The 22348-nt window shown below is 62.9% G+C and carries 18 protein-coding genes and 1 tRNA gene; 13 read left to right on the plus strand and 6 right to left on the minus strand.

Translation table 11 applies throughout. The annotated features are described in order from the left end of the window. Positions 1–17 precede the first annotated feature (17 nt). The 3 genes from ABZ728_RS13860 to ABZ728_RS13870 all read right to left on the minus strand — a co-directional run bounded on the left by ABZ728_RS13860 (position 18) and on the right by ABZ728_RS13870 (position 4595). Complete coding sequence (locus tag ABZ728_RS13860; protein ID WP_366656785.1) at positions 18–965, minus strand: LysR family transcriptional regulator; 948 nt, start codon at positions 963–965, stop codon at positions 18–20. A gap of 53 nt (positions 966–1018) precedes the next feature. Further along, positions 1019–1483 (minus strand): thioredoxin-dependent thiol peroxidase, encoded by a 465-nt coding sequence (gene bcp, locus ABZ728_RS13865; protein WP_366656786.1) that lies wholly within the window; start codon positions 1481–1483, stop codon positions 1019–1021. 106 nt (positions 1484–1589) lie between these two features. Next, positions 1590–4595, minus strand: a complete 3006-nt coding sequence (locus tag ABZ728_RS13870) for a bifunctional [glutamine synthetase] adenylyltransferase/[glutamine synthetase]-adenylyl-L-tyrosine phosphorylase (protein ID WP_366656787.1) — start codon at positions 4593–4595, stop codon at positions 1590–1592. A 171-nt stretch (positions 4596–4766) separates the two neighbouring features. Between ABZ728_RS13870 and ABZ728_RS13875 the strand changes: the two genes are divergently transcribed. Further along, on the plus strand, positions 4767–8012 hold the full coding sequence (locus ABZ728_RS13875) for an AsmA-like C-terminal region-containing protein (RefSeq protein WP_366656788.1): 3246 nt from the start codon (positions 4767–4769) through the stop codon (positions 8010–8012). Between the two features lie 5 nt (positions 8013–8017). Here the strand turns inward: ABZ728_RS13875 and tyrS are convergent, their stop codons facing one another. Together tyrS and ABZ728_RS13885 are read right to left on the minus strand one after the other, a co-directional pair. After that, positions 8018–9298: a tyrosine--tRNA ligase gene (gene tyrS / locus ABZ728_RS13880; RefSeq protein WP_366656789.1), complete on the minus strand. Its 1281-nt coding sequence runs from the start codon at positions 9296–9298 to the stop codon at positions 8018–8020. A 147-nt stretch (positions 9299–9445) separates the two neighbouring features. Then, positions 9446–10117: an alpha/beta hydrolase gene (locus ABZ728_RS13885; RefSeq protein WP_366656790.1), complete on the minus strand. Its 672-nt coding sequence runs from the start codon at positions 10115–10117 to the stop codon at positions 9446–9448. Between the two features lie 275 nt (positions 10118–10392). Here ABZ728_RS13885 and cysE point away from each other — a divergent pair, with 275 nt between their 5' ends. The 12 genes from cysE (at position 10393) to ABZ728_RS13945 (ending at position 21045) form a co-directional block, all read left to right on the plus strand. Further along, positions 10393–11184: a serine O-acetyltransferase gene (cysE, locus tag ABZ728_RS13890; RefSeq protein ID WP_366656792.1), complete on the plus strand. Its 792-nt coding sequence runs from the start codon at positions 10393–10395 to the stop codon at positions 11182–11184. After that, positions 11181–11708, plus strand: coding sequence for an Rrf2 family transcriptional regulator (locus ABZ728_RS13895; RefSeq protein WP_366656793.1), 528 nt, complete (start codon positions 11181–11183; stop codon positions 11706–11708). Before cysE ends, ABZ728_RS13895 begins: the two co-directional genes overlap by 4 nt. 32 nt (positions 11709–11740) lie before the next feature. Beyond that, positions 11741–12883, plus strand: a complete 1143-nt coding sequence (locus ABZ728_RS13900) for an aminotransferase class V-fold PLP-dependent enzyme (protein WP_366656794.1) — start codon at positions 11741–11743, stop codon at positions 12881–12883. A gap of 63 nt (positions 12884–12946) precedes the next feature. Further along, on the plus strand, positions 12947–13276 hold the full coding sequence (locus tag ABZ728_RS13905; RefSeq protein ID WP_366656795.1) for a ferredoxin family 2Fe-2S iron-sulfur cluster binding protein: 330 nt from the start codon (positions 12947–12949) through the stop codon (positions 13274–13276). Positions 13277–13567: 291 nt separating this feature from the next. After that, entirely contained in the window at positions 13568–15040 is a 1473-nt protein-coding gene (sufB, locus tag ABZ728_RS13910; protein WP_366656796.1) for a Fe-S cluster assembly protein SufB, read from the plus strand. Positions 15041–15151: 111 nt separating this feature from the next. Next, the gene (gene sufC / locus ABZ728_RS13915) at positions 15152–15898 is read left to right on the plus strand and encodes a Fe-S cluster assembly ATPase SufC (RefSeq protein ID WP_366656797.1); all 747 of its coding nucleotides are present in this window, start codon (positions 15152–15154) and stop codon (positions 15896–15898) included. 51 nt (positions 15899–15949) lie between these two features. After that, positions 15950–17266 (plus strand): Fe-S cluster assembly protein SufD, encoded by a 1317-nt coding sequence (sufD, locus tag ABZ728_RS13920; protein ID WP_366656798.1) that lies wholly within the window; start codon positions 15950–15952, stop codon positions 17264–17266. A 116-nt stretch (positions 17267–17382) separates the two neighbouring features. Beyond that, a complete protein-coding gene (locus ABZ728_RS13925) occupies positions 17383–18627 on the plus strand; it encodes a cysteine desulfurase (protein WP_366657195.1) in 1245 nt (414 codons plus the stop codon). 171 nt (positions 18628–18798) lie between these two features. Next, positions 18799–19170, plus strand: coding sequence for an iron-sulfur cluster assembly accessory protein (locus ABZ728_RS13930; RefSeq protein ID WP_366656799.1), 372 nt, complete (start codon positions 18799–18801; stop codon positions 19168–19170). Between the two features lie 53 nt (positions 19171–19223). Continuing rightward, the gene (locus ABZ728_RS13935) at positions 19224–19640 is read left to right on the plus strand and encodes an iron-sulfur cluster assembly protein (RefSeq protein WP_366656800.1); all 417 of its coding nucleotides are present in this window, start codon (positions 19224–19226) and stop codon (positions 19638–19640) included. A 53-nt stretch (positions 19641–19693) separates the two neighbouring features. Beyond that, entirely contained in the window at positions 19694–20902 is a 1209-nt protein-coding gene (mnmA, locus tag ABZ728_RS13940; RefSeq protein WP_366656801.1) for a tRNA 2-thiouridine(34) synthase MnmA, read from the plus strand. 66 nt (positions 20903–20968) lie between these two features. Continuing rightward, a tRNA-Met gene (locus tag ABZ728_RS13945) sits at positions 20969–21045 on the plus strand. A gap of 53 nt (positions 21046–21098) precedes the next feature. On the opposite strand, the gene ABZ728_RS13950 is transcribed toward ABZ728_RS13945, so the two are convergent. Continuing rightward, positions 21099–22247, minus strand: coding sequence for an AI-2E family transporter (locus ABZ728_RS13950; RefSeq protein ID WP_366656802.1), 1149 nt, complete (start codon positions 22245–22247; stop codon positions 21099–21101). Between the last annotated feature and the right edge of the window lie 101 nt (positions 22248–22348).

Genomic DNA, 22348 nt, shown 5'->3' on the forward strand with positions numbered 1-22348 from the left:
GAAAAATTGAAAAATTTTCAACAAATCTCTTTTTTCGGGCGTTCCTGATCTGATTCCATAGCCCATTGATCCCAGGCGGGCGTCGTTCCGAACCGCTCGACCATGAAATCGACGAACGCGCGCACCTTGGCTGAAAGGTGTCGATTATGCGGATAGACGGCGTTGATCGTCAGCGGACGAGGGGCGTAATTGGTCATGATCGGCACCAGCGCGCCGCTGGCAAGGTGGGCGCCGGCGATAAAGGTGGGCAGCATCAGGATGCCGAGGCCGGTCAGGGCGGCGTCCATCAACGCCTCGCCGTTGTTGGCGCGCAACGGTCCGTTAACTTTGACGGTAACAGGACCCTCCGGCCCCGAAAGGTGCCATTCGCGGGGCGACGAGGAAATCGAATACAGCAAACAGCGATGGTTGACGAGGTCCTGGGGAATCTGGGGCGTCCCGAATTTTTCGAGGTAACCCGGTGCGGCGCAAAGCACCAGCCGACACGGGGCGAGCTTTCGGGCGATCAGGCTGGAATCCGGCATCCTGGCAATCCGGATCGCCACGTCGAACCCTTCATCGACCAGGTCGATGACGCGATCGTTCAGGACCAGATCGACCGACATGTCGGGATAGCGGCCGAGCAGATCCGGCAATGCCGGTGCGAGATGCATGGACCCGAAGGTCATCGGCGCGTTGATGCGCAGATCGCCGCGCGGCTCGCTCTGCAGTTGCGATGTCGCCCTGTCGGCTTCTTCCGCGTCCTGAACGATCTGGCGGCAGCGTTCATAGTATCCGGCACCGGCTTCGGTCAGGTTGAGCGTTCGGGTCGTGCGGTTGAGCAACCGGACCGAGAGCCGTTCCTCCAGGGCCAGAACGTGCTTGCTGACCATGCCGCGCGACAGTTTCATGGCCGCGGCGGCGCCTGCAAAGCTGCCGCAGTCGACGACCCGAACGAAGACTTCCATGCTGGTCAGTCGGTCCATCTCGATTCCATGATTCGCCGCAGGCCCAGACCATCAGGCGCCGAACGACCGGCCTATAGCTGTTTCAGTGCGGTGACGACCTCGTCGACATGCCCCGGCACCTTTACCTTGCGCCATGCATGGCGCACGATGCCGTTTTCGTCGATCAGGAAAGTGGACCGGTCAATGCCCATATAAGTTCGGCCATACATGTTCTTTTCAACCCAGGCCCCATAGGCTTCCACCGTCTTGCCTTCCTCGTCCGAAGCCAGGGTTACGGTCAGGCCGTGTTTGTCGCGAAATTTCGCCAGCCTCGGGACGGCGTCCTTCGAGATGCCGATCACCCGAACGCCCGTCGTTCCCAGCGCGGCGAGGGCTTCGGTGAAGCCGCAGGCTTCTTTCGTGCAGCCGGGTGTATCGGCCTTGGGATAGAAATAGACAATGACCGGGTTTCCCCTCAGGGCCGAGAGCTGAACATCGTCCCCATCGGCGGTCGGTAGTGAGAAGTCGGGAGCGGGCTGGCCTTCTTCGACGGTCATGGCGTTATCCTCGGGGTTGTCGGCACTGGATCGGCAAATGGACCGGGATCGGATCAGCTAATTTAGCGATTGTCGGGGTGGCGGCAAGGACGAGCATGACCCATCGTCATTCCGGCCCGGGGACGCCAACGATCTCCTGGAAATGGCGATGGCTGCGGGCCAGTGTCTCCTCCAGCAATCGCTCGGCCGCGGCAAAGTCCACCGGCCGTTTCTGATCCGGATCGACGGCAAGCGCCAGCCCCTCGACCTGCGGACGGGCCGCCGTTGCCGGTCGGAATTCCTTGTCGGTGACCAGACGGAGATAGGCCTGAATCCGACGGCAAAGCGACAGCGCCTGCTTGAGGTCGTCACCAACGGCGGCGGCAAGGCAGCCATGGGCGGCCAGCCGATCGATGGCCTCGGTCGTCGAGGGGACGAGTGTGTCGGGATAGGCATGCCCCTCGCGCAGGAGCAGGTACTGGACGATGAAATCGATATCGACCAGGCCGCCCCGGGCATATTTGACCTCCCAAAGATTTTCGGTGCCGTGCTGCCGGTCGATCCGGTCCCGCATCGAGGCGACATCGGCGCGCAGTCTCTCCGCGTCGCGCGGCTCGCGCAGAATCCCCTGAATCGCGTCGGTAATCTTGTTCCGCATGGCGGGTTCGCCGGTGATCGGGCGCGCGCGGGTCAGCACCATATGCTCCCAGGTCCAGGCCGCTTCGCGTTGATAGCGCACGAAGGACTCCAGGCTGGTTGCGACCGGCCCGGAATTGCCCGACGGCCGCAGCCGCATATCGACCTCGTACAGCGCGCCGTCGGCGGTCGGAGCCGTGATCGCGGATATGATGCGGTGAATCAGCCGTGCGTAATAGACGGTGGGCGATAGCGGCTTGGGCCCGTCGGACTCGGCGGTGTCGCTGGAAACATCGTAGATGACGATCAGATCCAGGTCGGACCGGATGCTCATGTCGCGGCTGCCCAGCTTGCCGAGCGCGACGATGGAAACGCCGGCACCGTCGAAGGTGCCGTGGCGTCTTTCGAACTCCGCCACCACCAGCGGCTGCAGGTTGACCAGCGCGGCTTCGGCGACGTCCGACAGATAGCGGCCGCAGGATTCGACCGTGGACAGGTTCTTCAGGATATGAATGGCGGCGCGGAAACGGTGATCGTTGGTCCAGCGCCTCAGTACATTCAAGGCGTCCTCGTAGTTGTCCACTGTATTCAGCAGTCCGGTGACTTCGTTCTGCAGTGCGTTGAAATCGGGCAGACTTTCCATGAAGCCGGGTGTGAGGACGCTGTCGAGCAGGATCGGATTCCGGGCCAGGTGATCCGCCTGCCGTGACGACGTGCCCAGGATGTCGGCCAGCAGGGTCAGCAACTCGGGGTTGGCGTGGAACAGCGAGAAAATCTGAACCCCGGCCGGAAGTCGGGCGATGAATTGGTCGAATCTGAGGACAGCGTCATCGGGTTGCTGGGTGGCGGCCAAAGCGTGGACGATCGCCGGCGCCAACTCGGCCAGGAGCGTCCGGGCCCGGTCAGATCGGGTCGAGCGATAGCGGCCGTGCAGCCAGGATCGCACCGTCGACAGCACCGACGCCGGATCGGCAAAACCCATCTCGGCCAGCTGACGCACCGTGTCCGGATCGTCGTCGGCGCCGGTGAAGGCCAGGTCCGAATCGCTGCGCAGGTCCGGCTCGTCGGCAAAGAGACCATCATACGCGCTCTCGATTCGGGTCAGCGTCGCGGTCAGGTGGGCCCGAAACGCGGCCGTATCGTCCCAGCCGAGAAAGCCGGCCAACGTATCGACGCCTGCTGCTGTATCAGGCATCTTGTGGCTCTGCCGGTCCTCGATCATCTGAATGTGATGTTCGATTCGCCGCAGATCCCGATAGGCCTCGATCAGCGGAGCGGCGGCATCCGGTGCCAGGCGAAGCCCGTCGGCCAGGGCGTTGATCGCCGAGCACGTATCCATGACCCGCAGGGCCGGTTGGCGCCCGCCAAAGATCAGTTGCTGGGCCTGAGCGAAGAATTCGATCTCGCGGATGCCGCCGCGCCCCAGTTTCACGTCGTGACCTTCGACGGCGATCGAACCGTGTCCCTTGTGCCGGTGAATGCGGCGCTTGATGGCGTGAATATCTTGAAGTGCGGCGAAATCGAGCGATTTGCGCCAGACGAAGGGCCTGAGGAACCGTGCAAAGGCGGCGCCGGCTTCGGCATCTCCGGCGATCGGCCGTGCCTTGATCATGGCGGCGCGTTCCCATGTCTGGGCCATGGAACTGTAATACGTCTCCGCCGCGGTCATGTTGACCGCCAGCGGCGTGGCCCCCGGATCCGGGCGCAGCCGCAGATCGACCCGGAAAACGTAACCGTCGGCGGTCCGGTCATCGAGAAGGCGCACCATATCCCGCGCGATTCGCACGAAAGTTCGGCCAATCCGGTCGGGTCGGGGGCTTTGCACGACCTCGTCGTCATAAAGAATGATCAGGTCGATATCGCTGGAATAGTTCAATTCGCGAGCGCCAAGTTTTCCCATGCCCAGAACGACGAGGCCTGACCCGAATTCGGGCGCTGCGGGATCCGGCAACGTGATGTCGCCGCGCCTGGCGGCGGCGCGCAGGAGATGACGGACGGACGCCCGAACGGCGGCTTCGGCCAGACTGGACAGATTGGCGCAGACGGTTTCGACCGGCCAAAGCCGCGCCATGTCGGCGGCGGCGATGGCGAAGGCGGCGGTCCGGCGCCGACGGCGAAGGCCGCTCATCAGCGCCTTCTCGTCATCGAGGGCCGACAGCGGCCCGGCAATCTCGTTCAGGACATCAGTGAGGACGGGCGTAGGGCCCCGGCGCGCCAGATCCGAGACAAGGGCCGGATCACGGGTGGCGATGTCGGTCAGAAAAGGGCTGTACGCGAACATCGCATCCAGCATGGGTCCGGTCACCGGATGGTCTTTCATCGCCTCGACCGTCGGAGCGCCCGTCCCGTCGTCCACAGTCCCATCGTCCACCGGCCCGCTGCGCCGTGCGAGGGTTTCTTCCAGGCGGCGCCATCCGTTCTGTCGATCGCTGCCATCCGGGGCACCTGGCCATCGTGCCGGGGACCAAGGGCTTGCGATGGAGCCTGTCTGCGTCATAGTCCTGACTTTCCTGGGGCATAATCTCGATCAGGCTCGGTCCTCGCGCGGCTATAGTCAAGGCACCGGGAGTCAAGGCACCGGGCTCGGGCAGGACAGGCTCCGATGGATACGGGGAGGCGTTTCCTGCAGCGCTTTCGAATTGTTGGGGGTACCGATCGAAGTGTGGCCATGACTCGAACGCCCACCGGAGACGGGGAGACAACGCGCGAACGGCCCGGGCGTTCGGCCGGATTGCTGGTCGCCGCGCTGGCGGGGCAGGGATTGCTGGCCTTGCTCGTGCTGGCGATGCTGGCCGTCGGCGGCGTTGCCTGGCGCCTGTCGAGCGGGCCGATCGACGCCGCGTTCCTGATCGGGACGATCGAAGGCGCGATGAGCGACGAGCTCGTCAATCTGGATATAGGCCGCATGCAATTGGAGTGGCGCGACTTCGACCAGCCATTGATCCTGGTCGCCGAGGACGTTTCGGTGACCGGCCCCGAGGGCACGGCGATGGCCAGTCTGCCCGCCATGGAAGTCACACTCAGCCACCGCGCCCTGCTCGGCGGACGGATCGCACCGGCATCGCTGAGTGTTATCGAGCCGCGCTTTGCTGCGGAGCGTCTGGCAGAGGGCGGGTTCGAGATCGTCCTCGGACCGGCGGAACACGCCGATTTGTTGCCGCCGACGGATATCGTCATCACCCTGCTCAACTCCCTGCTTGCGCCACCGGGCACTACCGACGCGCCGATGTCGGAGATCGAAAGGCTGACGGTCCGCGATGCCCGGGTCGATCTGATCGATCACCATAGCCGAACCGAATGGATAATGAGCGGATTGTCGATCGACCTGGAGCGCGGCCTTGCCAGCATCGCCGGCGGCGCCGCAGCCGTTGTCTCGGGGCCGGGAGGGATGGAGAACGGCTGGCTCACCGCCGATATCGGCTTTGATATGGAGGCCGGGGAAACGGCGCTCGGAGTGACTTTCGGCGGAATCGTGCCCGCGGTTGTGGCCCGGCTCGATGACACGCTCGCGCCGCTGGCGGCGATCAGATCGCCCATCGACGGCCGGGCGCGCACGACATTATCGCCGGACGGGCATCCGCAAGCAGTCGAATTCCGGCTGGATGGCGATGCCGCCGTGCTCGACATACCCGGTCTGTATGACGCACCGATGAGCGTCGCCGGTGTGACCGCTCAGGGCACGGTCGATTTCGGTGCCGGCCGGCTCAACCTGCCCAATATCGGCATCGATATCGGCGGACCGGTGCTTGTGGCTGGCTTGTCCGCGATCTCCGGCCGGGGCCGTGGGGATGAATTTGCGATCGACCTCAACGTCCGGGCGACCGATCTGCCGCTGGACTTTCTGCCACGGTACTGGCCCACAGCCGTGGCGCCGAAGGCGCGGGACTGGGTCACTGCCAACATCACGCGCGGCATTGTTGACGAGGCGACCCTGACGCTCGACACCACCGTCATTCGGGAAGACGGCTTCAGTGAAGGCGCCTCGTGGCGGCTTGCCGAGGATGCCGGAGAACCGCCTGCTTTGACGTCGATGATCCGCTTTTCGGGTGCCACTTTGACGTATCTCGATGATCTGCCGCCAATAACGGGCCTTTCGGGCGCCGCACGATACGCAGATGGCGTCTTCTCGGTCGAAACGGGCGGCGGCCGGAGCGCCGGACTGTCAGCCGATGCGGCATCGATCGAGATCACCGGCTTCGATCGCCGCTTCCAGACGATCGACATCGATCTGGTAACCTCGGGACCGCTGTCGGAAACGCTAGATTTTCTCGGCCGGCCGCGCCTCGGATTCACCGACGATATCGGTATCGACATGCAAGAGGTCGGTGGCTCCGCAGTAACACGTCTTCGTTTCGGCTTTCCGCTCAGGGCCGTGTTGAGGATGGATCACGTCTCCGTCGCCGGCTCATCGGAGATCACCGGCGCCAGCATGGTTCTGCCGGGATTGCTGCCTGGATCGCCATCGGATCTGCGCGTGGATGCCTTCGACGGCCGTCTGTCGGTCGATGGGCAACGGCTGGCGCTGTCCGGCAACGGCGTCGTGGCGGGGCAGTCGCTCGACTTTGCGTGGAGCCGTGGATTCGACGAGGGATCTCCCGATCGTTTGGAGGTGCAAGGGGCACTGGACGCGGAAACCCTGGCCGCGTTGCTGCCGGACGGAAACGGTGGGGCGGCGTCCGGCGTGACCTGGTCGACCGGCCCGGGCGGTGTCGCACCGCTGTCTGTTGCGGCAACCTTTGCTGCGGGCGGTCGCGTGACGGCGGATATCGAGGCCGACATTGCCGATTTGGGCATTGCGGTTCAGGGGTTCGATATCGCCAAGCCGCCCGGCGTCCCCGGCACTGTATCCGGGCGGGTCACGGCAAATGCCGGCGGCTTGTCGTCGTTGGACCGGCTGGCGCTGGAGACCATGGGATTGTCGTTCCAGGGCTCGCTCGGTTTCTCCGGCGGCGAAATGCGTACCGCGGTCGTGGAACGGCTGGTGCATAACGGCTCCCGCCTTGCCGGGCGTTTCGAGCGCACCGCCGAGGGGGGGATAAGCGGTCGTCTGACTGGAGAAATGCTCGACCTGTCCAGCATGCTCGGGGGTGACGGCGAGACGAATGACCCGGAGGCGCCCGGCGCAACCGCCCGGCTGCATGATTTCCTGAATGGGCCGGTTGGCGCCGGCGAGGGGATGGATATCGCCTTCGATTTGGACGGCGTCAGGCTGCCGGAAGGCGGAACAGGGGCTGTCACCGGGCAAATCGTCAGGACCGCTGCAACCCGCCGGGTGGAGATTGACGGCACGACCGCTGGCGGACTGCCGTTCGATTTTCAGGCTGTCCGGGAGGGCGCGATCACCCGCATCTCCGGGGCGGCACAGCAACTGGGTGGAGTATTGGCGGCGTTCGGCATCCATGATGGCCTGACCGGCGGCAGTCTGGAGCTGGTACCGACGACCGGATCGGACGGGGCGGCCGAGGCCATTCTGGATATCCGCAATGTCAGGGTCGTGCACGCCCCGGTTCTGGCCCGCCTGCTGGCCGCAATGTCCGTCGGTGGATTGACCGATCTGCTTGGTGGCGGCGGCGGTTTGCCTTTCGACAGCATTCAGGCGCGGCTGCGGATCGAGAACGGCCGCGTCCAGATATCGGACGCGACGGCTTCCGGCGGTGCCCTTGGCCTGACGGCGAATGGCTGGATCGACCTCGGCACCGGCACGATGAGCGTGGCGGGCGATGTGATCCCCATCGCCGGCGTCAACGAGGTTATCCGGTCGATCCCGCTTGTGGGCGATCTGGCGACCGGCGGAACCGACGCCGTTTTTGCCTTTACCTACCGGATCGCAGGTGCTCTTGATCAGCCGAGCGTAGTCGTCAATCCGCTGTCGGTGCTTGCTCCCGGAGTATTACGACGCCTGTTCACCGGGTGATGCTCTCAAACCAACCTGAGCGCGGCGTGCCGCTTCTTGCCGGCGCTGAGCTTGATGATTCCGTCGCGCAGATCGTCGCGGCCAACGACGTGCTCCTCGTTGTCGATCCGCTCGTCATTGACGCGGGCGCCCCCCTGCCGGACCAGCCGTCTGCCCTCGCTGTTCGAAGCGGCAAGGCCGACCATCTGAAGCGCCTGCAGCAGCGGAACCCCTGCTGCCAGCGCATCGGCTGCAATATCGGTACCGGGCAGTCCGGTCGCCATATCGCCCTGCTCGAACGTCCGGCGGGCCGTTTCCGCAGCCAGCTCCGCCGCTTCCCGGCCATGGCAGAGCGCCGTGGCTTCGGTGGCGAGGACCTTCTTGACCTCGTTGATCTCCTGACCGCCGAGTTGCTCCAGCCGCGCAATTTCGTCCATCGGCAATTCGGTGAACAGCTTCAGGAATCGCACGACGTCAGCGTCTTCGGTGTTGCGCCAGAACTGCCAGTATTCATAGGGGCTTAGCCTGGCCGGGTTGAGCCATACGGCGCCTCCCATGCTCTTGCCCATCTTCTGGCCCGAGGCGGTCATGATCAGCGGGCAGGTCAGGCCGAATACCTCCTGCCCGGTGACCCGTCGCGTCAGTTCGACGCCGTTGACGATGTTGCCCCATTGGTCGGACCCGCCCATCTGCAGGCGGCAGCCGTACCGGCGCGAAAGCTCCATGAAGTCGTAAGCCTGGAGAATCATGTAATTGAATTCCAGGAAGGTCAGGGGCTGTTCGCGATCGAGGCGCAGCCGGACACTGTCGAATGTCAGCATCCGGTTGATGGTGAAGTGTCGGCCGATATCGCGCAGGAACGGAATATAGGCGAGTTCGTCGAGCCATTCGGCGTTGTTGGCCATCATCGCCGATTGCTGGCCGTCCATCGCGCCGGATCGGGCACGGCCGGCGCCGTCGTAATCCAGGAAGTTGCGAAACGTGTGTTCGATGCCGGCGCGGTTCACCGCGATCTGCTCGTCATCCAGCATGCGACGGGTTTCGTCACGTCCGGACGGATCGCCGATCCGGGTCGTGCCGCCGCCGAGCAGCGTGATCGGCCGATGGCCGGTCTTCTGCATCCAGCGCAGCATCATGATCGAGACCAGATGGCCGATATGAAGGCTGTCGGCCGTCAGATCATAGCCAACATATGCAGTGATGCATTCCTTGGCGGCAAGAGCGTCGAGCGCCGCCAGGTCGGTGGCCTGATGGATGAAGCCGCGTTCCTGCAGCGTCGCCAGGAACGACGAACTCAGCGTGGACATTTCCCGTATTCCGTCATGGCTGGACTGTAAAAGGGAGGAATCTTCGATGCTGCCTATCACAGCCGCGATCGCAGGAGCAAGCTCCCGACCGACTGCATCCGTCGCCGGAACGGTCGGCAGGGGCTCACTTCGTGCCGGAACCACCGGCTATTTCGGTTCGGCGGCCGTCTGATCCCATACCCCGGCCAGCGCGCGGTCCAGATAGCGGTCGATCGCCCCGGTCAACTCGTCGCCACGATGATGGAAATAATGGTTGGCCCCGGCGATGATCTCGTGGTCGACCACGATGTCCTTTTGCTGGCGAAGTTTGCCGACCAGTTTCTGCACGCTTTCCTTCGGGACGATATCGTCCTTGTCGCCCTGGACGATCAGACCGGAAGAGGGACAGGGCGCCAGAAAGCTGAAGTCGAACATGTTGGCGGGCGGTGCGATGGAGATGAATCCGTCGATCTCCGGACGCCGCATGAGCAATTGCATGCCGATCCAGGCGCCGAACGAGAATCCGCCGACCCAGCAGGCCGCCGAATTCGGATTGTTCGTCTGAAGCCAGTCCAGCGCGGCCGCTGCGTCGGAAAGCTCGCCCTCGCCACGATCGTACTCGCCCTGACTGCGCCCCACGCCGCGAAAGTTGAAGCGCAGCGCCGAGAATCCCCGCCTGGAAAAGGCCTGGAACAGCGTATAGACGAGCTTGTTATTCATCGTCCCGCCATGCTGCGGGTGCGGGTGCAGCAGCAACGCGATCGGCGCGTTGCGCTCCTTGCTCTGCGAATACCGACCTTCGAGTCGGCCTTCCGGGCCGTTAAAAATGATTTCGGGCATATGTCCCTTCCGTCCCCCCGGGGTTGAACCCGTTCAGCCTCGCCCGCAAATCGAGCGTCTCTTGATCGATAGCCCCGGAATATTGTCGGGAATTGCAGCCGGTAGCATGACCGATTCCAGGTCGATACTTGACCTGCGCACTTGGGTATCTATAATCTGAGTGGACATGGTGTCCTCCCGGTTTGTCCTGCCGGCGGGCAGGCAGCGCGTGGGTCGGACGGATGCGATTCATGCGTCCGGCGGCTACAAGTACTTATATCATAGGGTAATTCCGCGTGTTCAAGCGTCTTCGGGAAGACATTGCCAGCGTTATCGAGCGCGACCCGGCCGCAGGGTCGCCGATCGGCGTCCTGCTTTTCTACCCGGGCATTCACGCGATCATCGGTTATCGCCTCTCGCATTGGCTCTGGTCATGGCGTCTGGCGTTCCTGGCATCGCTTGTTTCCTATCTGACTCGGATCGTCACCGGCATCGAAATCCACCCCGGCGCGACCATCGGGCGGCGTTTCTTCATCGACCACGGCACGGGTGTGGTGATTGGCGGCACCGCCGAGATCGGCGACGACGTCACACTCTATCAGGGCGTGACACTGGGCGGCACCACGCTTTCGAAAGGCAAGCGGCACCCGACATTGTCCGACGGCGTCATTGTCGGGGCCAATGCAACCATTCTCGGACCGTTAACGGTCGGCCGCAATGCGCGTGTCGGCGCGAACGCGGTCGTTTTGCGCGACGTCCCCGAGGGCTATACGGCCGTCGGCGTGCCGGCCCGAATGCTGCGCCCCGAACGGCAGAGCAGGGGCGACGCAGCCGAATCGTTCTTGCCCTATGGAACGCCGTGCCGCGACATTCCCGATCCGGTCGCCCGAACGATTTGCACGCTGCGGGACGAAGTGAATGCGTTGCGCTCACGGCTCGACAGGCTGGAGGGTGACAGCACAAAGGGCGGCGCGGGGGCCGCGACCGGTACAAGCTCCGGAGATGGAGTCGCAGACGAAAGCATGCCGCCGCCGGAGGTCCAGGCGGACGAAGTGCCGGTCAGGCGATTCACAGGAACAGGTCAATGAAACTCAGTACCAAGGGACGCTATGCCGTCATGGCGATGGTCGACCTCGCGAGAAGCGGGCGCGATCATCCGGTGGCCCTCGCGGACATTGCCCAGCGTCAGGAGATTTCCCTGTCCTATCTGGAGCAATTGTTCGCCAAATTGCGCCGGGGCGGGTTGGTGCGCAGCGTGCGGGGACCGGGTGGCGGATATCTGATCGGCCGCGAACCCGATCGGTTGCGGATATCGGATATCATCGTTGCCGTGGACGAACCGATCAGGGCAACCCGGTGTTCTCCCAGCAGTTCGGCCGGTTGCCACTCGGATAAATCCCGGTGCCTCACTCACGATTTGTGGGAGGAGCTGGGCACGCAGATTCATCTGTTCCTGTCGTCGGTGACGCTCGAAGATGTCCTGAGTCGCCGCGTTCTCGGCGCCAGCCGGGTTTTCTCGCTGTCAGGCCTGGCGGTGAGCGAGCCTGAGCGCGACTCCGGATCCGACCCGGGACCCGAGATGACCGAGCCGAAAAAGGTCGCGGTTCAGTAAGCTGCTTCAATGCTGCGGGATTCACGCCGAAGATGACTGTTCGACCGCCGCCGATCTATCTCGATCATAATGCGACCACCCCGATTCGCCCGGAAGCCCGCGCTGCACTGGTGGCCGCGCTCGACACCGGCGGCAATCCTTCCAGCGTCCACGGTGTCGGCCGCGGCGCGCGCGCGACGGTCGAGCGCTGCCGACGCCGCGTCGCCGGCGTGTTCGATGTGGCGGCGGACCGGGTCACATTCGTTTCCGGAGCAACAGAAGGCAATGCGCTGGCCCTTGCCGGCGCAAAGACGGTGCTGGCCGGGGCGACCGAGCATGACAGCGTCGCCGCCTGGGCGCATGAAACCCTGCCGGTTTCCGCCGCGGGAACGATCGACATCGATAGGCTGGCGGCAAGACTTGCGACAATGACGGATCCGGGAGCGGTCGTGGTTTCGGCGATGGCCGTCAACAACGAGACCGGCGTGATCAACCCGATCGGCGAGATTGCCGCCCTTTGCCGCGAAGCGGGCGTCCGTCTGCACTGCGATGCCGCACAGGCGGTCGGTCGACTGGATTTGGCCGGTGCCGTCGCGGGTGCGGATATCGTCACGCTGTCGGGCCACAAATTCGGCGGGCCGCCGGGCATCGGTGTGGTCGTCGTCCCCGGCGGGCCGGTGCCAGCGGCAAGGATGCGCGGCGGCGGACAGGAAGGCGGCCGTCGGCCGGGCACGGAGAACCTGCCTGCGATTGCCGGATTCCACGCCGGGTTCGACGCAGCATTGGCGGCATTCGAAGCCGGTGACGCAGAGCGGCTGGGGGTACTGCGGGACCGCGCCGTGTCGGCAATCAGGTCGGCGGTGCCCGAGGCGATCGTGGCGGGTGAAGGGGCAAGCGGGGTCGGAAATACCTTGTGCGTTTCCATGCCGGGGGTTAAGGCCGAAACGCAGGTGATGGCCTTCGATCTCGAAGGGGTCGCCCTCAGCGCAGGGTCCGCCTGCTCATCCGGAAAGGTCAGGACGAGTCCCGTGCTGCTTGCCATGGGCTTCGATGCCGACACGGCCGGGACATTCATCCGGGTCAGTCTCGGCTGGACTACGACAGAGGCCGACATCGATCGGCTGGTCGATGTCTGGCGGCGGCTTCATGCACGCCTCGCGCCCGGAGAAAACGGGGTTGTCCGCGGCGCCGCCTGAAACCGCAGCAGGCAGAAAATCCCGCGCCGATAATCGAAAATTCGTCATGAGTCTGGAAACAGGATGCCCAAGATAGTATTCATCGAGCCCTCGGGCGAGGCGCGAGAGGTTGACGCACCGGTCGGGCTTTCGGTGCTGGAAATTGCGCAACAGAACGATATCGATATCGAGGGCGCCTGTGAGGGGTCGCTCGCCTGTTCCACATGCCATGTCATCGTCGACCCGGCCTGGAGCGCTCGCCTGGAGCCGATCCAGGACGACGAGGAAGACATGCTGGACCTGGCCTTTGGCGTGACGCGGACGTCGCGGCTCGGCTGCCAGATCATCATGACGGAAGGGCTGGACGGGCTGAGGCTGACGCTGCCGTCGGCGACCATCAACATGATGGGCTAGCGGCAGGGTCGGTAATCGCGTCAATCGGGTTTTTTTACCGAGCGGGCTATGCTATACCCCAGTGTGTTGGTCGGGTAATCAGGTTCAGCGACCGGCTGACTGGCGGTCTTTCCGTCCCGCCGATATACAGACGGAAGATGAATGAATATCCGGAATGCCTGACATTCCGGGCTTGGTGACGCGGCACAGTCTGGCAACCCTTGCCGTTGTGCCTTGGATGCATTACTTGACTGGTGCGATAGGGAATTCGGGGCAGCAGCCCCGACGACACGCCGGAGATGAGGAGCGGGTATGGCTGCGGTCACGGAAACGATCGAACAAGTGGAATCGGTAACCAATAATAAGTACAAATACGGTTTTTCCACTGATATCGAAATGGATCTCGCGCCCAAGGGGCTCAGCGAGGATATTGTCCGTTTGATTTCCGCGAAGAAGCACGAGCCCGATTGGCTGCTCGAATTGCGGTTGAAGGCATATCGGACATGGCTGGAAATGCCCGAGCCGGATTGGTCAAAGGTCAGGTTTCCGCCCATCGACTATCAGGACGCGTACTATTACGCCGCGCCGAAGAAAGCCGATGATGGGCCGGAGACACTGGAAGACGTCGACCCGAAGCTTCGCGAGACCTACGAGAAGCTCGGTATTCCGCTGGCCGAGCAGGAATTGCTGGCCGGCGTGAAGAACCGGCAGGTGGCGGTGGATGCCGTTTTTGACAGCGTGTCCGTCGCGACGACCTTCAAGGAAAAGCTGAAGGAAGCCGGCGTCATCTTCTGCCCGATCTCCGAGGCCGTGCGCGATCATCCCGAACTCGTGCAGAAATATCTGGGTTCGGTCGTTCCGGTGGCCGACAACAAGCATGCCTGTCTCAACAGCGCCGTCTTCACCGACGGATCGTTTGTTTATATTCCACCGGGCGTTACCTGCCCGATGGAACTGTCGACCTATTTCCGGATCAATGCCGCCAATACCGGACAGTTCGAGCGGACGCTGATCATCGCGGACAAGGGTTCGTATGTCAGCTATCTCGAAGGCTGCACGGCGCCGCAGCGCGACGAGCACCAATTGCACGCAGCTGTGGTCGAGCTGATTGCTCTGGACGACGCCGAGATCAAGTATTCGACGGTTCAGAACTGGTATCCTGGCGACGAAGAAGGCAAGGGCGGCATCTACAACTTCGTCACCAAGCGGGGTCTGTGCCGGGGCAGGAATTCCAAGATTTCGTGGACGCAGGTCGAGACCGGCTCCGCCATCACCTGGAAGTATCCGAGCTGCGTGCTTCAGGGGGATAATTCGGTCGGCGAATTCTATTCCGTTGCGATCACCAATAATCGTCAGCAGGCCGATACCGGGACGAAGATGATCCATATCGGCAAGAACACGCGCTCGCGCATCGTTTCCAAGGGTATCAGCGCCGGCAAGTCCGACAATACCTATCGTGGACTCGTCCGCGTCCTGCCGGGGGCAACGGGAGCCAAGAACTATACCCAGTGCGACAGCCTGCTGATCGGCGACCAGTGCGGCGCGCACACCGTGCCCTATATCGAGACCCGCAATCCGACGGCGCAGGTGGAGCACGAAGCCACGACGTCCAAGGTGTCGGACGAGCAGCTTTTTTACTGCCGCCAGCGCGGTATTGGCGAGGAAGAGGCGGTGACCCTGATCGTCAACGGCTTCTGCAAGGAAGTGCTGCAAGCGTTGCCGATGGAATTCGCGGTCGAAGCGCAGAAACTGGTCGGGATCAGCCTGGAAGGCTCGGTCGGCTGAGGAAATCAATTCATCCGCGACGCCGGTCAAGGCGATTCGCTGCTGCGACCGGCAGGGCGAACGTCGTTGATGTCAGGCAGACGGTCAAATTCAGGTAAACGGAACGTAATCATGCTCGAAATCCGCGATCTTCATGTTTCTGTCGAGGACAAGCCGATCCTGAAGGGCGTCACGCTCACAATCCCGGAGGGTGAGGTTCACGCCATCATGGGGCCGAACGGTTCGGGCAAATCGACCCTGAGCTATGTTCTCGCGGGGCGGGACGGATACGAGGTCACCGGTGGCAGTGTGCTGTTCAAGGGTCAGGAGATCCTGGACATGGATCCGGAGGACCGGTCGCGGGCCGGCCTGTTCCTGGCATTCCAGTATCCGCTGGAAATCCCCGGCGTCGGCATGTCGACCTTCTTGCGCACCGCGATCAACGCCCACCGGCGCTCCAGGGGTGAGGATGAACTCGATCCGATGGCCTTCGCCAAGCTGGTGCGGGAAAAAGCCAAGGAACTCGAAATCGATCCGTCCATGATGAAGCGTGCGGTCAACGCCGGTTTCTCCGGCGGCGAGAAAAAGCGCAACGAGATCCTGCAGATGGCGCTGCTCGAACCCAGTCTGGCCATTCTGGACGAGACGGATTCCGGGCTCGACATCGACGCGCTCAAGATCGTCGCGGAGGGCGTCAACCGTCTGCGCCGTCCTGACAATTCGACCCTGGTGATTACACATTATCAGCGGCTGCTTAACCACATCGTGCCCGATCGGGTCCACGTCCTGTCGGGCGGCCGGATCGTCGCCTCCGGCGACAAATCATTGGCGGAAAAGCTGGAAGCGGAAGGTTATGTCAACGCGGCTTCGGCCGCCTGACTCGCCTCCCTCCGGTTATCGCCAAGAGACCCATTCCCGAGAGTACGACTTATGACCACGAACAACGTTCTGCCGTTTGCCGACAAGATCGAAACTGTGAAAGCGTCGTTACCGGGACGTGGCGGTTCCGCGATGGCCGTGCGCCGGGCGGATGCGGCAGACCGGTATGGCCAATTCGAATGGCCGCACCGGAAGATCGAGGCGTGGAAATACACAGATCTGTCGCGCTGGGCGGTGGCCTTCGCCGAAGGGCAGGCGCCGGTGCCGCAAGCGGTCGACCGCGCGGATGTTGCGGCAAGGGTCGATGCCGTCGCGCCGGAAGGCCCCCGGCTCGTGGTCGTTGACGGCCGTTTCGACCCTGATCTTTCACGCATGGACGATCTCCCGCAGGGCGTGGAACTGGCAAGTGTCGCAGCGTTGATCGAATCGGACGACAGCCGACTGCAGGACGCGCTCAAGGCAGCGATTCCGGCGCCGGGGCGGATTTTCGTGGCGTTGAACGAGACGTTGGCCGGCGACGGCTTTTTCCTGGATATAGCGCCGGAGACCGTGGTCGAGCCGGTGATCTCTCTTTGCTTCGTGAACACGGGCGCGATTGCCGACGGGACCCATACCCGCAACGTCATCCGTGTCGGTCAAAACGCGGCTGCGGCGATGTGCGAATATCATCTGGGCATGTCCGACGGGCGCTATTTCGCGGATATGCTGACGGATGTATCGGTCGCCGACGGCGCGAAATTCCGTCACTACAAGCTTCAGGACGAGGGGCCGGGCGCTCTGCATATCGCGAACATCCTGTCGCGCGTTGGCCGCGACGCGACCTATGACGGGTTCGTATTGTCGGCGGGCGCCGACACGGCGCGCAACGACCTGTATAGCCTGCTTGAGGCGAGCGGCGGCGAGACCCGGCTGTCCGGCGCCTATCTGGGGTCGGGCAAGCAGCATCTCGACACGTCGATTCTGGTCGACCACGCGGCGCCGGATTGTATCAGCAGACAAGTCTACAAGGGCGTTCTGGACGATCAGGCGCGTGGCGTGTTTCAGGGGAAGATCATCGTGCGCCGGGATTCGCAGCGTACCGACGGATTCCAGATGAATCGCGGGCTGTTGCTGTCCCCCCGGGCCGAGATGAACGCCAAACCGGAACTGGAAATCTACGCCGACGATGTAAAGTGTTCCCACGGATCAACCGTTGGTGAAATCGACGAGGAAGCGCTATTCTATATGCAGGCGCGCGGGATCGGTTTGGCCGAGGCCCGGTCTTTGCTGATCGCGGCCTATGTCGAAGAGGCGATCGAAGAAATCGAGATATCGTCGATTCGCAAACAGTTTTCCGAGCGGGCGCGGCTCTGGATGGCCGCCAGATAGGGGCCCCGGATAGGGCTCCAGGGAACAAGGAGGCGGCGATGCCAGGAGCGGAAGCACCGGTAGGATCCGCGGCGGGCAAGCCGCCGCTGACAGTGGTCGGCGAGGACGACGATATCATGGAACGACATCGAAGCGCGGTTGGAGCCTATGATCTGGCAGCCATTCGCTCGGATTTTCCGATCCTCGACCAGATGGTCCATGGAAAGCCGCTGGCCTATCTCGACAATGCGGCCTCTGCGCAAAAGCCCCATGCCGTTATCGACAGTCTGGTGGCGCTTTACAGCCATGATTACGCCAATGTCCATCGTGGACTGCATGCGCTGTCGTCACGAGCCACTGACAGATACGAAGCCGCGCGTGAGACCGTGCGCGAACATCTGAACGCCCCGTCCGAGCGCGAGATCGTTTTTACCAAGGGCGCGACCGAGGCGCTCAACCTTTTGGCCGCCTGTCTTGGCCAGGGCATCCTGCGCCAGGGTGACGAGGTCATCATCACGGGCCTGGAGCATCATTCCAACATCGTGCCGTGGCAGCTCTTGCGCGACCGCATGAGGATCGTCCTCAAAATCGTGCCGGTCGGCGACAATGGCGACGTCGATCCCGCCGATCTGCGGGCGCTTCTGACCGACCGGACACGGGTGGTTTCGGTCGCCCATATGTCGAACGCGCTGGGCACCATCCTTCCGGTCGAGGAGATGGTAGCGGACGCGAAAGCGGCCGGTGCGATCACCATTCTCGACGGGTGTCAGGCCGTCAGCCACATGAAGGTGGATGTTCGGGCTCTTGGCTGCGATGCCTATGTCTTCTCCGGCCACAAGGTCTATGGGCCGACCGGGATTGGTATCCTTTGGGCGCGCGAAGACCTGCTGGATCGTCTGCCACCCTATCATGGCGGTGGCGAGATGATCCGCTCGGTCACCTTTGAAAAATCGACCTGGGCCGATCTGCCTGCTAAATTCGAGGCCGGCACGCCACCGATCGCCGGGGCGGTTGGATTGAAGGCAGCGCTTGATTACGTCAATGGCATCGGCATGGAACTGATTGCCCGCCACGAAGCCAGCGTGTTCGACTATGCCGTGGATTGCCTGGAGTCGATCGAGGGCGTGAGCCTGATTGGCAAGGCCCGGCGGCGGGCGTCGATCCTGTCGTTTGTGATGGACGTTGCCCACCCGCACGATATCGCCACGCTTGTCGACCGCCAGGGGGTGGCGGTGCGCGCGGGCCACCACTGCGCACAGCCCCTGATGGACCGATTTGGCCTGCCGGCGACGGCGAGGGCGAGTATCGGACTTTATAACAGCATCGCCGAAATCGACCAATTGGCCGAGGCATTGCATCGGGTTCGACGGCTGCTGGCATAAAACCATGGCCGGTGAGCGGCATTTCAAGGGGTCCGGACAAGACGACACGCCCTGGACGCAGGATTTGTTAAGCGGCGGCGAATGATTATATGATTGGTAACGGTACCGGATTCCGGAACCTGTCACCGGACGAAACAAGTCTCCGGCGGCCCACCAGACGAGAGGTTGACGATGGTTCAGCTAAAGCCGATCACCATCACGGACCGTGCCGCGGCGCGGGTCAAGACGCTGATGGCGAAGACGGACCAGCCCGTGATCGGGTTGCGCGTCGGGGTCAAGAAAACCGGATGTTCCGGGTTGTCCTATAAGATGGACTATGCGACGGAGGTCGGGAAATTCGAGGAAGTGCTCGAAGACAAGGGCGTCACCATCCTGATCGAGCCCACCGCAAGCATGTTCCTGCTCGGCACTGAAATGGATTTCGTCGAGGAGGAAATCGGCTCCCGGTTCGTCTTCAACAATCCCAACGAAGTCGATCGGTGCGGCTGCGGCGAAAGCTTCCGCGTTGCCGATGGCAAGGAGCAGGCGTCGGCGACAAGCTGACGACCGCCCCGGTCCGAGCTGGGCCCGGGCCGTTCGGAGATAAGGAATATCTGATGGTAGCGAGCAGCGAACCTACGTTGCGCGACTTTATGACGGAACTCCATGTCGAGGAGCCGGACTGGATTCATGTGACAACGCATGAGACCGTCGTTCCTGATCCGCTCGACACCGAGGCCGTCAAGCAGGCGATCATCGACAACCTGACACAGATCCACGACCCCGAGATCCCGATCAACATCTACGATCTGGGGCTGATCTATGATATTTCGGTGTCTGAAGACGGTCGGGCAGCGATTCTGATGACATTGACGGCGCCCAATTGTCCGGTGGCGGGTAGCCTGCCGCAATTGGTGGAAAAGGGCGCAGGGCTGGTTCCGGGCGTGAGCGAAGCGAAGGTCGAGCTGACCTGGACGCCGGCCTGGACCATCGAACGCGCAAGCGAGGATGCCAGATTCGCGCTCGACATGTAGGCAGCCACATGTAGCCAGGAGCATGTTGTCGGGGGGCTGGCAGTTTGGAAGTTATGAACAGTTTGGGTTTCGATAAGCCGCCGTCCGAAACGCGGGTGGTTGTGGCGATGTCAGGTGGCGTCGACAGTTCGGTGACGGCGGCGCTTCTGGCCGAGGAGGGCTATGATGTCGTCGGTGTGACGCTGCAACTATACGATCATGGCGCCGCGCTTGAGAAAAAGGGCGCGTGCTGCGCCGGCATCGACATTCACGATGCGCGGCTGGTGGCTGAGTCGATTGGTTTTCCGCACTACGTTCTCGACTATGAAAGCCGGTTCTCTCAGTCGGTCATGGACGATTTCGCCGACAGCTATCTGCGCGGCGAGACCCCGATTCCATGCGTGCGCTGCAATCAGACCGTGAAATTCCGCGATCTTCTGGCGACGGCGCGCGATCTGGGGGCGGACTGTATGGCGACCGGTCATTATGTTCGCCGCGTTTCGCCCCCCCATGCCGGGGACGAGGCGGGGACCGATGCCAGCACTGATGGCGTGCCCGAATTGCGGCGCGGCATCGATCCGTCCAAGGACCAGAGCTACTTCCTGTTCGCCACGACGCCCGAGCAGCTTGCCTTCCTTCGCTTTCCGCTGGGTGGCCAGACGAAAGATGAAACCCGTCGCCACGCCGAACGTCTGGGGCTGGAAGTGGCCGACAAGCCCGACAGCCAAGACATCTGCTTTGTTCCGACCGGCGGCTATGCCCGTATCGTGGAAAAGCTGCGACCGGGGGCGGTCGAGCCGGGCGATATCGTCGATACGTCGGGCCGGGTCATGGGCCGCCACGACGGCATCATCAACTTCACCATCGGCCAGCGCCGGGGCATCGGTGTCGGCGGTACCGCACATCCGCTTTACGTCGTGCATCTGGACCCGGACCGGCATCAGGTCGTGGTCGGGCCGAAATCGGCCCTGGCCCGCGATATCGTTGAGATCGACGAGTTGAACTGGCTCGGTAGCTCCATTCCGGCATCGGGTGTGGACTGCCAGGTGAAGCTGCGCTCGGCGCAGCCCGCGGTCGCAGCGCGTGTTTATGCCCAGGGCGGTGGCCGGGCGGAGATCCGCCTCGTCGAGCCGGAATACGGCATCGCGCCGGGGCAGGCCGCCGTTCTCTATGACGATGAGCGGGTGCTGGGCGGCGGCTGGATCCGCCGCGCCGCAGCTTCGGGCCGCATCGACGCTGGCCTTGACGAGCCGGCGCGCGACGACGCGACGAAAGTCGCTTGACAGGCGGGCATGGTTGCCCCTATACGACTTGCCGCGACGACCGGCTGATGCCGGTTCGTCCCCGGTGGCTGGGTAGCTCAGTTGGTTAGAGCACGGGAATCATAATCCTGGTGTCGGGGGTTCAAATCCCTCCCCAGCTACCACCGATCTTCCCTTTTTCATAGCGACTGTGCGTTACGGCCCCCCAAGGGTCGCATCAGCGTTCCGAACCGATCTGCGGTGAGCGGCCGGTTGATGGGTCGCGCGCGTCCTCTGCGCTGCTTTCCGGCTCGATCCCCATTTGATACCGGCGTTCCCGGGCTTGCGAGCGGGGCCAGGCCCGCAGCACGGCCTGGACAACAGTCGCAAGTGGAATGGCGAAGAAGACCCCCCAGAACCCCCAGATGCCACCGAAAAACAGGATGGCGACCACGACCGCGACGGGATGAAGACTAACGGCCTCCGAGAACAGCAGCGGCGCCAGGACGTTGCCGTCGATGGCCTGGATGATGGCATAGGCGATCAGGATCCAGACGAGTTCGCTGCCCCAGCCGAATTGCAGATAGCCCAGCACAGCAACGGGAAAGGTGACCATCGCTGCGCCGATATAGGGTATCAGGACCGACAGGCCGGTCAAAACCGCCAGCAGCACGGCATAGGTCATGTCCAGCATCCAGAAGACGATGAAGGTCACGACGCCGACGATCAGGATTTCCCAGAATTTGCCGCGGATATAATTGCCCAGCTGCACGTCCACTTCTTCCCAGACCTGCGCTGCGAGGCGCCGATCCTCGGGCAGGAAGCTGGTGAACCATGCCAGAATCCGGTCCTTGTCCTTGACCATGAAAAACACCAGCAACGGCACCAGAATCGCGTAAACCAGCAAAGTGGCGATGCTGACGATCGAGGCGAGCGAATAGGTCAGCACCTGCTGGCTGAACGAGATCACCTCGCTGCGGATGGCCAGAAACATCTGGTCGACCTGATCGGCGGAGAAGACGTTCGGATATTCCTCCGGAAGCCGCCTCATCAGTTCCTGGGCGTCGTTGAGCATTGACGGGACCTGTTGGATCAACAGGGTGATCTGGCTGAAAATGAGAGGGATCACCGCCAGGATGACGAACAGGAAGAATCCGAAGAAGATGAGAAAGACGCAGAGAATGGCCGCGATTCGCGGCACGCCCAACCGCTCCAGCCGAGAGACAACGCCCTGCATCAGATAGGCAATGATCGCCGCCGCCAATGCCGGCAGAAGCATATTGGCGAAGAATACCAACATAGCGAACAGCGCCGCCAGCAGCACAATCAACAGGACCACCTGAGGATCGTTGAAATGCCGCTTGAACCAATCGCGAATGAAGTCCATCCGTGCGTCACTCCTGCCGGACGTCATACTGACGTGCAAGTGTACGTCATCGTCCGGAGACATACGTACGCCCCTATAATGCGCATTGAGAACACATAGTG

It is taken from the genome of Fodinicurvata sp. EGI_FJ10296 (genome assembly GCF_040712075.1).
Classification (GTDB): Bacteria; Pseudomonadota; Alphaproteobacteria; order DSM-16000; family Inquilinaceae; genus JBFCVL01.

Bases quoted from the DNA above. Each gene is read 5' to 3' on its own strand.
- ABZ728_RS13925 (WP_366657195.1), top strand. From the start codon at position 17,383: ATGGAACGACATCGAAGCGCGGTTGGAGCCTATGATCTGGCAGCCATT.
- ABZ728_RS13905 (WP_366656795.1), top strand. From the start codon at position 12,947: ATGCCCAAGATAGTATTCATCGAGCCCTCGGGCGAGGCGCGAGAGGTT.
- ABZ728_RS13860 (WP_366656785.1), bottom strand. From the start codon at position 965: ATGGACCGACTGACCAGCATGGAAGTCTTCGTTCGGGTCGTCGACTGC.
- mnmA (WP_366656801.1), top strand. From the start codon at position 19,694: ATGAACAGTTTGGGTTTCGATAAGCCGCCGTCCGAAACGCGGGTGGTT.
- ABZ728_RS13870 (WP_366656787.1), bottom strand. From the start codon at position 4,595: ATGACGCAGACAGGCTCCATCGCAAGCCCTTGGTCCCCGGCACGATGG.
- ABZ728_RS13895 (WP_366656793.1), top strand. From the start codon at position 11,181: ATGAAACTCAGTACCAAGGGACGCTATGCCGTCATGGCGATGGTCGAC.
- tyrS (WP_366656789.1), bottom strand. From the start codon at position 9,298: ATGTCCACGCTGAGTTCGTCGTTCCTGGCGACGCTGCAGGAACGCGGC.
- ABZ728_RS13885 (WP_366656790.1), bottom strand. From the start codon at position 10,117: ATGCCCGAAATCATTTTTAACGGCCCGGAAGGCCGACTCGAAGGTCGG.
- ABZ728_RS13930 (WP_366656799.1), top strand. From the start codon at position 18,799: ATGGTTCAGCTAAAGCCGATCACCATCACGGACCGTGCCGCGGCGCGG.
- bcp (WP_366656786.1), bottom strand. From the start codon at position 1,483: ATGACCGTCGAAGAAGGCCAGCCCGCTCCCGACTTCTCACTACCGACC.
- sufD (WP_366656798.1), top strand. From the start codon at position 15,950: ATGACCACGAACAACGTTCTGCCGTTTGCCGACAAGATCGAAACTGTG.
- ABZ728_RS13875 (WP_366656788.1), top strand. From the start codon at position 4,767: ATGACTCGAACGCCCACCGGAGACGGGGAGACAACGCGCGAACGGCCC.
- ABZ728_RS13950 (WP_366656802.1), bottom strand. From the start codon at position 22,247: ATGGACTTCATTCGCGATTGGTTCAAGCGGCATTTCAACGATCCTCAG.
- ABZ728_RS13935 (WP_366656800.1), top strand. From the start codon at position 19,224: ATGGTAGCGAGCAGCGAACCTACGTTGCGCGACTTTATGACGGAACTC.
- ABZ728_RS13900 (WP_366656794.1), top strand. From the start codon at position 11,741: ATGACTGTTCGACCGCCGCCGATCTATCTCGATCATAATGCGACCACC.
- sufB (WP_366656796.1), top strand. From the start codon at position 13,568: ATGGCTGCGGTCACGGAAACGATCGAACAAGTGGAATCGGTAACCAAT.
- sufC (WP_366656797.1), top strand. From the start codon at position 15,152: ATGCTCGAAATCCGCGATCTTCATGTTTCTGTCGAGGACAAGCCGATC.